The sequence below is a fragment of the Streptosporangium sp. NPDC000509 genome (assembly GCF_042898365.1).
GTDB lineage: Bacteria > Actinomycetota > Actinomycetes > Streptosporangiales > Streptosporangiaceae > Streptosporangium.
On the sequence record NZ_JBIAYX010000001.1, the window covers coordinates 530107 to 544056 of the forward strand.

The following is a 13950-nucleotide window of genomic DNA, read 5'->3' on the forward strand; positions in this document are numbered from 1 at the left end:
TCGAATCCCTCTACGGCTGAGAGGTCCGCGCGGCCCCGCTCACGGCCGGATGCCCATCTGAGACCTCTCACGAGGGGTCTCAGCGGGATCCCTTCACGGCCCCAGGGCCGCGTGTCTCTCCACCGCCAGAGGTCTCAGCGGCCCCTGCACGGCCAGGAGGCAGGTCCTCGCGGAGCCCCTCTGCCGTCAGGGGGTCTCCGCCGGTTCCAGGAGGCGCGCGAAGCGGGAGGCCGCGAGATCCCAGCTCCACTCGCGCGCCACCCACTCGCGCCCGCGTTCCCCCATGGCACGCGCCCCGGCCCCGTCCTTGAGCAGGCCGATCAGGGCCGCCTCGACCTCCCGCGGGCGGGTGCCGTCGACGACCAGGCCCGTCTCCCCGCGCAGTACGGCGTCGGGGGCGCCGCCCGAGGAGCCGGCCACCACGGGCAGGCCGCTCGCGGAGGCCTCCAGGTAGACGATGCCGAGCCCTTCCACGTCGACGCCGCCCAGGCGGGTGCGGCACGGCATCGCGAACACGTCGCCCGCGGCGAGGTAGCCGGGCAGTTCGGCCTCGGACACGGGGCCGGTCATCCTGACCGAGCCGCCCAGCGGCCGGGCCAGCCGCTCCAGGGTCCTGCGGTACGGGCCCCCGCCGACGATGAGGAGCACCGCGCCGGGCACGTCCCTGAGCACGCCGGGCCAGGCCCGCAGGAGCGTGTCCTGCCCCTTGCGCGGCACCAGCCTGGACAGGCAGACCACCACCGGCCGCTCTCCCAGGCCGAGTCTCGCGCGCACCCGCCCTCCCCCGGCCCCCGGGTGGAAGACCTCGGTGTCGACGCCGGGAGCGAGCCGGACCAGCTTGTCCTCGGCTATCACCCCGGCCAGCCTGCGCCGGGTGTACTCCCCCAGATAGGTGACCACGTCCGCGCTCGCCCCGATCCTGGCGAGCACCTGGCGGCCGACCGGTATCCCGGTCCAGCCCGCCTCGTGGCCGTGGGTGACCATGACGACGCGGTGGGCCCCGGCCTCGCGCATCCTGGGCGCGATCAGCCCGAGCGGCGCCGCCGCCCCGAAGACCACGGTGTCGCACCCGAACTCGGCGACCAGCTCGGCGGCCCGGCGGGCGACGGCGGGCGTGGGCAGCATCAGCGAGGTGGGGTGCCGTACGACGGGATACGGCTGGCGCAGGTCGAAGGCCGCGCTGCCGGTCCACCGGGGCGCGTAGACGACGACCGAGCCGGGCGGGCGTCGGGCGATGAGACCGTACACGAACGACTGGATCCCTCCCGCGCGGGGCGGGAAGTCGTTCGTGACGACCAGCGTGCGGCTCACGGCTCGGGGAGGCCGTTCAGCCCGGCCCAGGAACGTGCCATGGCGATGCGCTGCGGTGCCGTGGGATGCGATACATAAAGTACATACTCAACGAAATCAGGCGACAAATCCGAAATATTGGTTAATGCCAGCCGTTTCTGCATGGCCACGAACGTCGCGGGATCCCTCGTCAGGTCCAGCGCGTGCAGATCCGCGCGGGCCTCGATATGCCTGCTCACCAGGTTCTGGGCCGGCCCCGACAGGACCGTGGCCAGGCTCAGCACCCCCATCACCAGTCCCACCGCCCTCGGGTCGCCGAGTGAGGTGACCCCGGCCCTGCGCCGCACGCCTCCCGCCGAGGTCACCACGTACAGCAGGCACGCCCCGAACGCCGCGCCCAGGCCGCCGACGAGGGTGCCCCACAGCACGTCGTCCGCCTTGGCATGGCCCAGCTCGTGCGCGACCACCAGCTCGACCTCGTCGGCGGGCGCGCGCAGCAGCGTGTCGTAGACCACGATCCTGCGGGTCGCGCCGAATCCGGAGACGTACGCGTTGAGCGCGGTGGTCCGCCGGGAGGCGTCGGCGACGAGCACGTTCTCGACCGGCACGCCGTCCCTGTCGGCCATCGCGAGCAGGTCGTCGCGCAGTGGCCCGGCCTCCAGCGGCCTGAAGTCGTTGAAGACCGGTTCGATGAGCACCGGGTAGGCGAAGGAGGCCGCGACGGTCAGGACGAACGCCCCGGCCGCCGCGGGGATCCACCAGCGCCGGTAGCGTCGCGCCAGGCCGATCACCGCCACCACCATGATCGCGGTCAGCCCGGCGCCGATGCCGGTGCTCTTGGCCCGGTCCGCCGCCCACGCGGGCCAGGCCTGGGTGGACAGCCCGAAGTCGCGCAGGTAGCCCTCCGACCACATCCCCAGGGGCCAGCGCAGGATCGCCACGGCCACCGACAGCGCCAGCACGCCGAGCAGCGTCCGCAGCCACCACGGCCCCGGCAGCCGGTCGACGAGCCGCGCGCCCAGCGGGGTGGCGATCAGCACCCCCGCCACGACCAGCGTCAGGCCGAGCGACAGGTAGCCGGGAAGGCTGACCAGCGCGTCGAACGTCTCGGCCCTGGCGATCTGCTCGGCGGTGAAGTCGCGGGCCGGATCGGGGGTGACGGGCGGAGCTCCGTCGGGCAGCACCCTCCAGGGCGTGGTGAACGCCACGACCGCCAGCGTGACCGCCCCCAGGCCGGCCGTCGCCCATCCCGCCGACCGCACGCCCGAGGGCGCGTCCTTCGTGCTCAGCGTCACGTGAGTTCCTTCCCGAGGTAGTCGCGCCAGGATGCGGTGAACTCGGCCGGCGACAGGCCGAGCGCGCTCCCGACATCGCTACCGTAGAGCCTCACCAGCGCCTTCTCCCCGAAGCGCTCCGCGACGAACCGGCAGGCGAGCCACGCCTCCTCGTACGCCTGCGCGAGCCTCGGCGCCCCGGGAGCGAAGTCGGCCGGTCCCGGCAGGCGCTCGGGCAGGACGCCCGCGCGCACCTCGGCGGCCAGCTCGGCGGCGGCCGTGCGCACCGCGATCCCGGCGTCGCGGTAGCCCACGTAGTCGGCGAAGCCCTCCGACAGCCACATCGGCACCCGGCCACCACGGCTCGCGCCGGTGGCCACGTGGGCGAGCTCGTGGGTGATCACCACGTCCCTGCCGGTCTCGGTGAGCCTGGCGTATCCCGAGGGCAGGACGATCACCCGGTCCGCGGTCGCCATCGCGGCCAGGCCGCGGGTGCTGCCGGCTCCGGCGAGCGTCGCGGCCTCGGCGTCGCCGGCGGGAAAGAGGATCACCGCGGAGACCGGCCCCCAGATCTCCGCGATCGTCGCGCGGGCGCGGTCGGCCCTCGCCGCCAGATCCCGCAGGACGGCGTCGGGGACGCCGTGGCCGATCACGAGGGAGTGCTCGCCCCTGACGGTGACGGCGGCACCCGGCCACAGGTCGCGGAGGTCGCTCGGGTCCCGGAGGAGGCGCCGGGCGTCGTACGGGCCGTGCGGGAGGAGCGGGGCGGCTCCGGCCAGGAGGGGGCCCGTCCCGGCGAACGGACCGGCGCTCATCAGCGCCAGCATCCCGGCGAGCACGGCGCGGCGCCCTTTCGGGACGGACATACGAGCCGATGGTACTTGACCGGCATCTCGACCGGCATGGAGCGGCCCCGGCCCTCCTGGTGGAGGGCCGGGGCCGCTTTTCCGTGCTCGGGCGTGTGCTTTCGGCACGTGCTTTCGACGCGCCTCCGGCATGTGCCCGGACGCGGGCTCGGGCTCCCGTACTCGGGCGCGGTGCTCAGGCACCGTGCTCGGGTCCGGCGCTCGGGCTCGGGGTCGGATCCGGCGCTCGGGTTCGGGTTCGGGTCTCGGGAGCCGCGCTCGACGCGGTCCCGGGTCCCCCACCCGGGCGCGGGCTCAGGCTCCGGGCCGTACCGCTCCGGCGAAGGAGGACTTGTAGTAGCCCGCCAGCTTCACGACACGAACCGTCTTGCCACTGCTCGGCGAGTGGACCATCCTGCCCTTGCCGACGTACATGCCGACGTGGCCCTTCCCGCTGAAGAACATCAGGTCACCGGGGCGCAGCTTGCTCCACGAGACCTTCTTCTTGATCGCCCTGTACTGGCTGTGCGTGACCCTGGGGAGGGACACACCCGCCTTCTTCCAGGCGTACCGGACGAGCCCCGAGCAGTCGAACGCTCCGGGCCCGGAGGCTCCCCAGCGGTAAGGGGTGCCGATCTGCTTCTTGGCCGTCGAGACCGCCTTACCGGCCCGTACCTTCTGTCGTGCCGCCTTGCTCATCTTGGCCTTGGCCTTCACCTTGGCCTTCGCCGTGGCTGTGGCCGAGGCCGAGGCCTGAGTGACGGTCTTGGTGGTGCTTTCGGTCTTCTCAGAGACGCCGGCCGCGCCGTTGACCAGGATCTCGGGGGGACCGTCCGCCGCCTGCGCCGCCGTGGGCCCGAGGGTGACCGCTCCGGCTGAGGCGGTCAACGTGAGGGCGATACCGCCGAGGGAAAGGCGGAAAAGGCGCGACAGACGAGGGTTGTGCAGGGTGCTGGACAGGATTTCTCCTTGAGGCTTCCACTGATGCCTACCGGGTTAGCTGACGGATTCGGGCTTGGAAGATGCCCTACGGCATAAACATGCCGATTCACCCCTGGCCGCAGCGTGCTGGGCCTTTTGGGTCCCCGGTTCCATACCTCCTGGCTGCATGGATTCGGCGGGCCGCCGTAATGATCTCCACCCCCGACCGGGGGCACGGCGGCCGACTGGATTCTTATAAGGGAACCGGCCCGAAGACCGACATTCGCCGCGACGGCGTGGCTCGCACGTCGCGACGCCAGAAGTTACCCCGATCCCCAACGTTCGGCAAAGCATTCCCCAAATCCGGGAGAGCCGGCACCCATCTTGATCTTCCCGTTATCCCTGCTTAATGGCTATTTATGCTAATGAGATATGACTCTCGTCACATCTTTCACATCAAGCCGGACAGATCACGGTTTCGTAATGTTCGTCACACTCGTTGCGATCCGGTGAGGATGGATCGTTCCCGGGCGGTCGCGGACGCTCTCAGCGTCTGACACAGGTGTAGGCCCCGTAGATCGACTGCTGGAAGTCCGCCTCGACGATCTCGAAGCCGGCGGCGTCGAGCATCGGTTCGAGCAGCCATCTGAAGGTGCTGTACTCGGTGCGCAGATGCTCGGCGTAGTCCTCCCGTGTGTAGCCGAGCGCGGGGTCGTCCGCCGCGCCGTCGAGCCAGCGGCCGAACACGGCGTCGGCCTCGTCCGGCCGGAAGTCGAAGATCAGGTCACGCAGGCGCAGGACGCCCCCCGGCCGTACGATCCGCGCGACGCGGTCGAGCGCGACGGCCTTCCAGAGGTCGGGGAGCTGATGGAGTGCGTGGCGGGTGTAGACCGCGTCGGCGGGCGGCCCGGTGTGCTCGTAGGACAGGAAGCCCGCCCGCACGCACTCAACGGCGGAGAGCCCGTTCTCGGCGGCACGGGCGGCCAGGAAGTCGTGCATCGCCGGGGAGACGTCCACCGCCACCACCCGCGAGAACCGCCGCGCCGCGGCCAGGGCGAACTGTCCGGTCCCCGCGCCGAACTCCACCACCGTCGCGCTCTCCCCCACGCCGTGCCTCGCGAGCACGGCGAGGTCCTCTTCGGGGTCGGGCCTGCCCTGCTTCCGGTCGAACCCGGCGACGAACGCGGCGTCGAGGTGCTCAGGTCCGGCGTACGCGAGCTCGTCGGGTATCCATGGTTTGATCATGTTCCGATGCTCGCAGCAGCACCGCGCCCGGCACATCCGGTTTTTCCGGCACCTCACCCGGCGCGGGAGCCGCGCCGTCGCCTCGCAGGCCACTGCGGACGGAGCCGCCGTGGAGCCGCTGAGCCACAGGGAGCACCAGGGGACCGGCTTGGGGCACCGGGCACCACCGGGGGCCATGGCGGCCACTGACGGCCACTGACAACGCTGCGGGGCAACGCTGCGGGGGCAACGCTCAGGGGCGGACGGCTCCGACGATGCGGCGCCCGTAGGACGACAGCGGGACGGTCTTGACGACGTCGCCCGTCTGCGGGGCGTGCACGATCTGGCCGTTGCCCGCGTACATGCTGACGTGGCCGAGGCCCTCGCTGAAGATGAGGTCGCCGGGCTGGAGGTCACTCAGGGAGACCTTGCGGCTCGCACCCCAGCTCCACTGCTCCCAGGTCGTCCGGGGAAGGGAGACTCCCCCGTTGCGCCAGGCGCCCTGGACCAGGCCGGAGCAGTCCCAGCCGCTGGGACCCGTGCCGCCGTACCGGTAGGGCTTGCCGATCTGGGCGAAGGCGAACTGCAGGGCGGCCCGGGCGTTGCCCGAGGCGGAGCCGGTGTACTGGACGCCGGTGCTCTGCGGGTTGCCCACCTTGAAGGCGTTGAGCTCGCGCAGGAGCTTCGTCTGGGCCCTGACCATCTTTTCGGCCTTGGCCTTCTCCTCGGCCAGCTCGTCGCGCGTCTCGTCGGCCTCTACCAGGGCCTTCTTCGCCTCGTCCCGGCCGATCCGCAGCGCCTTGGTGGCCTCGTCGAAGGCGTTCAGCGACTGGGCGCGGGAGGTGGACATCTGGTCGGCGGCCGCCAGGCCGCTCAGCAGGGCACCGGGGTCGGACTGGTAGATCATGCCTTCCCAGCCGTTGATCGACCCGACCTGGTAGCTGCTGACGGCCATCGAGACGAGCTCCTTGCGCAGCCCGGCGACCTGCTTGTTCTGGCGGGTCAGATCGGCGTTCAGATCGCCGTACTTCTTCCTGGCCCGCTTCCACTTCTCCGAGGCCTGGTTGTACTTCTCGACGATCTGGTCGGCCTGCTCGTTGAGCTTCTCCAGCTTCTTCTTCGCCTCGGCGGGGGTCGGCCTCAGCTGGGCGGACGCTCCGCTCACCGGCATCGTCAACAGCGCGAGAGCGAGCCCTACCGCCACCGGTATCCGAATCAGTCCAACCGGCAAACCCGCCACGGCCACGTCAACGCCTCCCGACTGCACCAGACCTGCGGCGAATAGTACAGAAGAAGTAATGGTTGACTCACCTTTTCACCGGGTTTGCTCCTTGTTCGCAGGTGACCGCTTTACCCGCGGCCGACGGTTTTCTCCCCGGAGGGCGTCGTCGGCCGCGGGAGACGGCCCTGTCAGGAGCGACACCTCGGCCGCAGGGGGGCACCGCGGGAAGCGTCCCTTGGGAACAGGTGGTGTCCCGGCCGCGGGAAGCACCCCCGCCGGTACTCCGGTCGCACTACCCGCAGGCGGCGATGTCGCAGATCTTGGCGGTCATCCTCCTGGCGTCGCGCAACTGGACGCTCCAGTCGCCCTTCCCCGGCTTGTCGTACTCCCCCGCCCAGAGATAGACCAGGACGGCGTTGCCCTTCCTGACCAGCACGCTCCGGTCACCGCCCACCCCGGCCTTCCTGCCGTAGTAGACCTGGCCGGAGATCCTCAGCGCCTCGTCGCCGAGTCCGGTCAGGCGCGAGGAGGCGTAGCGGTAACTAGCGCCGGAGTCGGTCTTGGCCGCGCACTTGACCAGGGCGGCACGCACCTGGGCGACGGCCGAGGCGGCCGAGGCCGGTGAGCCGTACAGGATCACCTGCTCGACCTTCATGAAGTCCGGCACACCGGTGAAGGTCACCGTCCGGGCGGCCACGCGGCCGGTCGCGGCCAGCGTGCGCCTGTCGCACGGGTTGACGGCGAGCCTGGCCTTCGCCGAGTTGCCGACCGTCCAGTTGGTCTCGGGATCGTTGTCCTTCTTGGCGGCGTCCTTCTCGTACAGCAGGAAACCTCTGGGAATGGCGGCCGCCTCGGCCGTCGCGGGGGTGGTGACGGTCGCCCCTGCGGCCAGGACGGCGAGGGCGAGCGTTATGATCTTCTTCATCTGGACCCTTTCAGCACGGAGGCCCCCGCCTTCAGCCGTGGGGAGAAAGTCAACGAATCGAGCCTCCTGGGTGATCCGATGCCCAACGACCTCAAAAGGTTTACGCGCGGCCCAGACGTCTGAGAAGAAGCACCGAGGGCACCGGCCTCGCGCCCATCCTGCGCACCGACTCGGCCACCTCGCGATCCGAGGAGACCACCGCGATCGCGCGTCCCGCGGGCTCGGCGCGGACCAGCTGGCGGATCAGGTCGTCGGCGATCTGGTTCGGGGCGCTGAACAGCACGCGCACCCCCCTGGGTGCCGACACCGGGACCGGCCCGTTCAGCTCGGCGCCGTCGAAGACGCAGGTCAGCTCGGTGCGGGTCTGCGCGTAGAGCGCGCCGAGACCGGTGAGAAGGCGGCTTCGCTGGTCGGCCAGGGTGAACGTTCCGTAACCGGCCTTGGTCACGTTGTAGCCGTCGACGATCAGATGGATCTGCGGCAGCGCGAGCAACTGGTCGAGCAGGGCGGGGTCGTCGTCGGCGAGCGCCCGCGCGGGAACCGCCTGGACCCCCTGCCTGCCCGGCGCCACCGAGGCGACCGAGTCGGCGGGACGGTGGATGCCCGAGGGCAGGGCGAGCTCCCTGCGCAGCCCGGCGGCGGCGTCCTGCAGGGCGTCGAGCAGCATCCGGACCTTGGTGTCCTCCACGCTGCGGCCCTCGCGCGCGGCCCTGCGCGTCGACTCCAGCTGCCGCTCGGCGTCGGCGAGCCGCTCGCGCAGGCGCCGCAGCTCGCTCTCCACGGTGCTGCCCGCCGAGAGCGCGGCGGCCTTGGCCTCGTCGGCCACCTCCTGGGCCGCGGCGGCACGCGCCTCGGCCGCCTTGGTCCGCTCGCGGGCCTCGTGCAGCCTGCGGCGCAGGTCGGACACCTCCGAACGTGAGGTCTTGAGCTGCTCGCGCAGCCGCTCGGACTCCTCCTTGGCCGCGGCCTTCTGGGCGGCCAGCTGCTCGCGCAGCCGGGAGACCGTCTGCTCCTGGGCGGAGCCCTCGGCCGCGACGGCCGACCTCTCCAGCTCGGCGCGGGCCGCCTCCACCATGTCCGCCCAGCCCGGCGGCCTGGTCAGGTATGCGGCGGCGGCCACCATGACGGGCTCGGCCGCCGGCGGGACCGTGCCCTCGGCGAGGCTCGCGACCAGCTCGGGCCAGCCCGCGGTCAGCGTCTCCGCGACCAGCTCGCGGAACTTCTTGTCGACCTCCAGCTGCGCGGCGATCGGGGCGCCGCCCAGCCTGGCCCTCTTGCGGGGATCGAACCTGGCGATCCCCTTCAGCGGCAGCGGCACCGAGGCCGCAGGCATCGAACCGAGGATCTGGGCGGCCAGCTCCACGACGTGTAAGCGAACCTGCTCGGGTAACGGACGAGACAGGCCCTCTCCGGCTGAACTCATCACGGCCCCTACTCGGATCGGTCTTCCCGTCAAGGGTACGGCTACCGCACCGTGACCCCGACCTGACCGTACGTGGGCCGGTGATCGACGAGGCCGTGAACGCTTTATGGACAAGCGCTTGCTGCTGGGTTACGACTGTGCGGATCACCTTGTGACGTACGCCACCCGGGAGAGCGCGATGCATGAGCCGACGAACGAGCACGACCGGCGGAGCGAGAAGATACGGACCTCGACCCGCGACCTCGGGGAGTTACGCGAGCGGATGAGGTCGTGGCTCTCCCTGAGGGTGGGAGGCCCGGTCACGATCTCTCCGCTTTCCCGTCCCCTGAACAACGGCATGTCCAGCGAGACCCTGTTCTTCGACGCCTCCTGGACCTCGGCCGAGGGCGGGTACGACCTTCCGTGCGTCGCCAGGATGGCCCCGGCGGACGAGGCCGTCCCGGTCTTCCCCGGCTACGACCTCGGCAGGCAGTACGAGGTCATGCGGCTGGCGAGGGAGCGCGCGGGCGTGCTCGCGCCCCGGACCCTGTGGTACGAGCCCGACCCCGGCCCGCTGGGCGCCCCGTTCTTCGTGATGGAGCGGCTCACCGGCGACATACCGCCGGACGTGATGCCCTACACCTTCGGGAGCCGGCTGCTGGACGCCTCCCCCGCCGACCGCGACCGGCTGCAGCGCGGCAGCGTCGAGATCCTGGCCACGCTGCACGACGCCCGCTTCACCGCGGAGGAGCTACGCCCCCTGCGGAGCCCGGGGACGGGCGAAACGGCGTTGCGCAGGCACGTCGAGGAACAGCGGGCCTACTACGAGTGGGCGCACGGCTCCATGCCCGTGCCGCTGCTGGAGCGGGCGTTCGCCTGGCTGGAGGAGCACTGGCCGGCGGATCCCGGACCCGACGTGCTGAACTGGGGTGACGCCCGTATCGGCAACGTGATGTACCAGGACTTCACCCCCGTGGCGGTGCTCGACTGGGAGATGGCCGCGATCGGCCCCCGTGAGCTGGACATCTCCTGGATGATCTTCCTGCACGCCTTCTTCCAGGAGATCACCGAGTTCATGGAGCTGCCGGGGATGCCGGACTTCATGCGGCGCGAGGATGTGTGCCAGACGTACTACGAAATAACGGGATACAAGCCTCGGGACATGGAGTTCTACGAGACGTACGCCGCCCTCAGGCACGGCATCATCATGGCCCGCATCGAGCACCGCAGGATCCACTTCGGCGAGCGGGTCATGCCGGGCGATCCCGACGACCTGGTGATGCACCGGGCCACCCTCGAACGGATGCTGGACGGAAGCCACTGGGGCTGAGGCCCCGGAGAGAACACCCGTGAAAGTCCCCCTGAAGGCACTCGTGAAGGCACTCGAAAGCCCGTCGGAGGCCCGATCGAAGGCCCGTCGGAGGCCCTCGCGGATCCGTGGAGGCCGCGGGCTCTCCCCGCGCCCGGCGCGCACCGGGCGCGGAAGGGGCCGGTGCGGTAAATGTCGGTCGAGGCTTCTATGGTCGTGAATCGTGGACTACGCCGTACAGGGAACACTCGACGAGCTGGGCACCCCGCTCAGCCAGGTCACCTTCGTCGTGTTCGACCTGGAGACCACCGGCGTCTCCGCGGGCGAGCACGCGATCACCGAGATCGGCGCCGTCAAGGTCAGGGGCGGCGAGGTGCTCGGCGAGTTCGCCACCCTGGTCGACCCCGGCTCGCCGATCCCGCCGTTCATCTCGGTGCTGACGGGCATCACCGACAGCATGGTGGTGGCCGCGCCGAGGATCGAGTCGGTGCTGCCGTCCTTCCTGGAGTTCGCCACGGGTTCCACCCTCGTGGCGCACAACGCGGGGTTCGACCTCGGGTTCCTCAAGGCGGCCTGCGCCGCGCACGGGTATCCCCCGCCGGCCCACCAGGTCGTCGACACCGTCGATCTCGCCCGCAAGCTGCTCACCCGTGACGAGGCGCCCAACTGCAAGCTGTCCACCCTGGCCAGGATCTTCAGCGGCACCGAGCCCTGCCACCGGGCGCTCGCCGACGCGCAGGCCACCGTCGACGTGCTGCACGCCCTGCTGGAGCGGGCGGGCTCCTTCGGGGTGCGGACGCTGGAGGAGCTCAAGGGCTTCGTCCGCGCTCCCACCCCCGAGCAGCGTCGCAAGCGGCACCTGGCCGACGCGGTTCCCGCGGGTCCCGGCGTCTACGTGTTCGAGGACGAGGGCGGTGACCCGCTCTACGTCGGCAAGAGCACCAACCTGCGCAACCGCGTGCGCGGTTACTTCACCGCGAGCGAGACCAGGCCCCGCGTCCGCGAGATGATCGGCATCGCCGCGAGGGTGCGGACCATCGGCTGCGCGACCTCGCTGGAGGCCGAGGTGAGGGAGCTGCGGCTGATCGGCTCGGCCAAGCCCCGCTACAACCGCAGGTCGCGCTTCCCCGAGAAGATGTTCTGGCTCAAGCTGACCGACGAGCCGTTCCCCCGCCTGTCGGTCGTCCGCGAGGTCAAGGACGACGCGGCCTCCTACCTGGGCCCGTTCAACAGCGTCCGCGCCGCCGAGGACGCCCGCACGGCCCTGCACGAGACGGTCCCGCTGCGGCAGTGCACCGAACGGATCACCCCGCGCACCAGGCGTTCCGCCTGCGCCCTCGCCGAGATCGGGAGGTGCGGGGCGCCGTGCGAGGGCCGCCAGAGCCCGGACGAGTACGCCGTGCACGTCGTGGCGGCCCGCCGGGCCATGGAGCTGGACGCGGCCCCGGTCTTCTCCGCGATCGAGGCCAGGATGGAGCGCCTCGCCCTGGACCAGCGCTACGAGGAGGCCGCGGCCGACCGCGACCGGCTCGCCTCCTACGTCCGCACCTCGGCCCGCATGCAACGGCTGCGATCGCTGACCACGATCTCCCAGATGGTCGCCGCCGCCCCCCTGCCCGACGGCGCCTGGGAGATCCACGTCGTCCGCTACGGGCGGCTCGCCTCGGCCGGGGTGATGCCGAGAGGCGCCCACCCCACCCCGTTCGTCGAGGCGCTGACCGCCACCGCGGAGACGGTGGCGCGAGGGCCCGGGCCGGTCCACGCCGCCAGCGCGGAGGAGACGGAGTGCGTCCTGCGCTGGCTGGAGTCGCCGGGGGTGCGACTGGTGCAGGTGGAGGGCACCTGGAGCCTGCCCGTCTCCGGCGCGGGCCGGCTCAAGGCCCGCATCGACCGCGCCTACCAGACGGCCGAGCCGCGCAGGGCACGTGAGGGCCGCCCGCTGCGCTGACGGCCGCGCTGATAGCTTCTGAGGCGGCAAGCCGCACTCAACGAGGAGGAAGCTCGTGGTCACCGCGATCGTTCACATCAACGCCGAGGTGGACCGGATCCCCGAGGTCGCCCAGACGGTCGCCGAGATCGACGGGGTGAGCGAGGTCTACTCCATAACCGGGGAGTACGACCTGATGGCCATGGTCCGCGTCACCTCCTACGAGGAGATCGCCGAGGTCGTCCCCGGCCGGATCAACAAGGTCGACGGGGTGCTGCACACCGAGACCCACGTCGCCTTCCGCGCCTACTCGCGGCACGACCTGGACGCCGCCTTCTCGATCGGCCTCGGCGAGTCCGACTGACGGAGACGATGTAGGCGAGCACCTCCCGCCGGGGTATGACCTCGGCCCGCACGGGCCGAGCCGGAGCGCAGGCCCGGCATCCTCTGCCCGTACCGGCCTCCCACGGACGGCCGCGTCCTCGTCCGTACGGGCGGAACGGCGCGTGGGGCGGGCCCTGCGGATCCCTCACCCCCTGCCGGGACCGGAGAGGGCGGCATCCCCACCCGTACGGGCCGAGGCAGAACGCGCAGCGGGCCCGGCGGCATCCTCACCCCGTGCCGGGGCTTGAGGCATCCTCCCCCGTACGGGCCGAGGCGGGGCGCGAGACCGGGACCGTGTCGTCCTCGTCCGGCTCGCCGACCCCGGCGAATCCCCGGAGCGGCCCGACGACGGTGACGTCCCCTTCGTCCGCCTCACCCGTGCGGCCTCCCACCTCGCCCGCGGTGGGCAATCTCGCCCGCACCTCGAACCCACCACCGGGCAGGGTCCCCGCCGCCAGCGTCCCGCCGAACAGGGTGGCCCGCTCGCGCATGCCGAGCAGGCCGTGCCCCGCGGCGGCCGAGGGGACGGTCCTGCCGTCGTCCCGTACCAGGACGTCGAGGAAACCCGGCCGCCAGCGCAGGGTGACGCGGGCCGAACGGGCACCGGCGTGCCGCAGGGTGTTGGCGAGCGCCTCCTGGACGATGCGGTAGGCCACCAGTTCGAGGGCGAGCCCGACCTCGGCGGGCCTGCCGTCCTCGACCACGTCCACCCGCAGGCCCTTCTCCCCGACCTCGGCGAGCAGGTCACGAAGGTCGGACAGTCTGGGCTGGGGTGCCCTGCCGGTCGAGGGTCCGTCGAGGTCGAGCAACGAGAGGGTGCGCTGAAGCTCGACGAGTGCCTGGCGTCCCGTCTCCTCGGCCACCCGCAGGGTCTGCCTGGCCCGCTCGGGATCCTTGTCCATGATCATCCGTCCGGCGCCCACCCCGAGGGTCATCATGCTGATCCCGTGGGCGACGACGTCGTGCAGCTCACGGGCGATGCGTGCCCGCCGCTGCGCGAGCTGGGCACCGGCCAGGGCCTCCCCCTGGTCGGCGAACCTGGCCTCCCAGGACCTGAGCCTCAGCAGCAGGAGCCTGCGCTCCCACACCAGGCTCGCCACGGCCACGCCCAGTGCGAGCGCCGCGCACGACAGCAGGATGGGGAGCACCTGCTCGTCCAAGGGGTCAACACGCCACATGGCCGCAATCTAGAACGGCCCCCCTCGGCGACACATCCTCTCTTGGGCG

Annotated in this window: 12 protein-coding genes and 1 riboswitch; of the genes, 3 read left to right on the forward strand and 9 right to left on the reverse strand. The window is 71.4% G+C overall.

Annotated elements, in window-relative coordinates; translation table 11 throughout:
* Positions 1-186: 186 nt before the first annotated feature.
* The 8 genes from ACFY3D_RS02080 to ACFY3D_RS02115 all read right to left on the reverse strand — a co-directional run bounded on the left by ACFY3D_RS02080 (position 187) and on the right by ACFY3D_RS02115 (position 9124).
* Entirely contained in the window at positions 187-1311 is a 1125-nt protein-coding gene (locus ACFY3D_RS02080) for a glycosyltransferase family 4 protein (protein ID WP_389973711.1), read from the reverse strand.
* Positions 1308-2585, reverse strand: coding sequence for a M48 family metallopeptidase (locus ACFY3D_RS02085; protein WP_389973714.1), 1278 nt, complete (start codon positions 2583-2585; stop codon positions 1308-1310). Before ACFY3D_RS02085 ends, ACFY3D_RS02080 begins: the two co-directional genes overlap by 4 nt.
* A complete protein-coding gene (locus ACFY3D_RS02090; protein WP_389973717.1) occupies positions 2582-3430 on the reverse strand; it encodes a hypothetical protein in 849 nt (282 codons plus the stop codon). The genes ACFY3D_RS02085 and ACFY3D_RS02090 overlap by 4 nt, the downstream gene beginning before the upstream one ends.
* A 294-nt stretch (positions 3431-3724) precedes the next feature.
* Positions 3725-4297 (reverse strand): C40 family peptidase, encoded by a 573-nt coding sequence (locus ACFY3D_RS02095; RefSeq protein ID WP_389973720.1) that lies wholly within the window; start codon positions 4295-4297, stop codon positions 3725-3727.
* Positions 4298-4379: 82 nt separating this feature from the next.
* A riboswitch (cyclic di-AMP (ydaO/yuaA leader) is annotated at positions 4380-4539 on the reverse strand.
* Positions 4540-4876: 337 nt separating this feature from the next.
* The gene (locus tag ACFY3D_RS02100) at positions 4877-5575 is read right to left on the reverse strand and encodes a class I SAM-dependent methyltransferase (protein WP_362895676.1); all 699 of its coding nucleotides are present in this window, start codon (positions 5573-5575) and stop codon (positions 4877-4879) included.
* Between the two features lie 232 nt (positions 5576-5807).
* Positions 5808-6758 carry an NlpC/P60 family protein gene (locus tag ACFY3D_RS02105; RefSeq protein WP_389973723.1) on the reverse strand — a complete coding sequence of 317 codons (951 nt, stop codon included), beginning with the start codon at positions 6756-6758 and terminating at the stop codon, positions 5808-5810.
* 310 nt (positions 6759-7068) lie between these two features.
* Complete coding sequence (locus tag ACFY3D_RS02110) at positions 7069-7701, reverse strand: hypothetical protein (protein ID WP_389973726.1); 633 nt, start codon at positions 7699-7701, stop codon at positions 7069-7071.
* Between the two features lie 100 nt (positions 7702-7801).
* On the reverse strand, positions 7802-9124 hold the full coding sequence (locus ACFY3D_RS02115) for an NYN domain-containing protein (RefSeq protein ID WP_389973729.1): 1323 nt from the start codon (positions 9122-9124) through the stop codon (positions 7802-7804).
* Positions 9125-9302: 178 nt separating this feature from the next.
* Here ACFY3D_RS02115 and ACFY3D_RS02120 point away from each other — a divergent pair, with 178 nt between their 5' ends.
* From ACFY3D_RS02120 to ACFY3D_RS02130, 3 genes are all read left to right on the forward strand, one after another.
* Positions 9303-10433, forward strand: coding sequence for a phosphotransferase family protein (locus ACFY3D_RS02120; protein WP_389973732.1), 1131 nt, complete (start codon positions 9303-9305; stop codon positions 10431-10433).
* 202 nt (positions 10434-10635) lie between these two features.
* Entirely contained in the window at positions 10636-12360 is a 1725-nt protein-coding gene (locus tag ACFY3D_RS02125; RefSeq protein WP_389973734.1) for a DEDD exonuclease domain-containing protein, read from the forward strand.
* Positions 12361-12415: 55 nt separating this feature from the next.
* Positions 12416-12703, forward strand: coding sequence for an Lrp/AsnC ligand binding domain-containing protein (locus tag ACFY3D_RS02130; protein WP_350947478.1), 288 nt, complete (start codon positions 12416-12418; stop codon positions 12701-12703).
* 247 nt (positions 12704-12950) lie between these two features.
* Here ACFY3D_RS02130 and ACFY3D_RS02135 read toward each other — a convergent pair whose 3' ends face one another.
* Entirely contained in the window at positions 12951-13901 is a 951-nt protein-coding gene (locus ACFY3D_RS02135) for a sensor histidine kinase (protein WP_389973737.1), read from the reverse strand.
* Positions 13902-13950 lie beyond the last annotated feature (49 nt).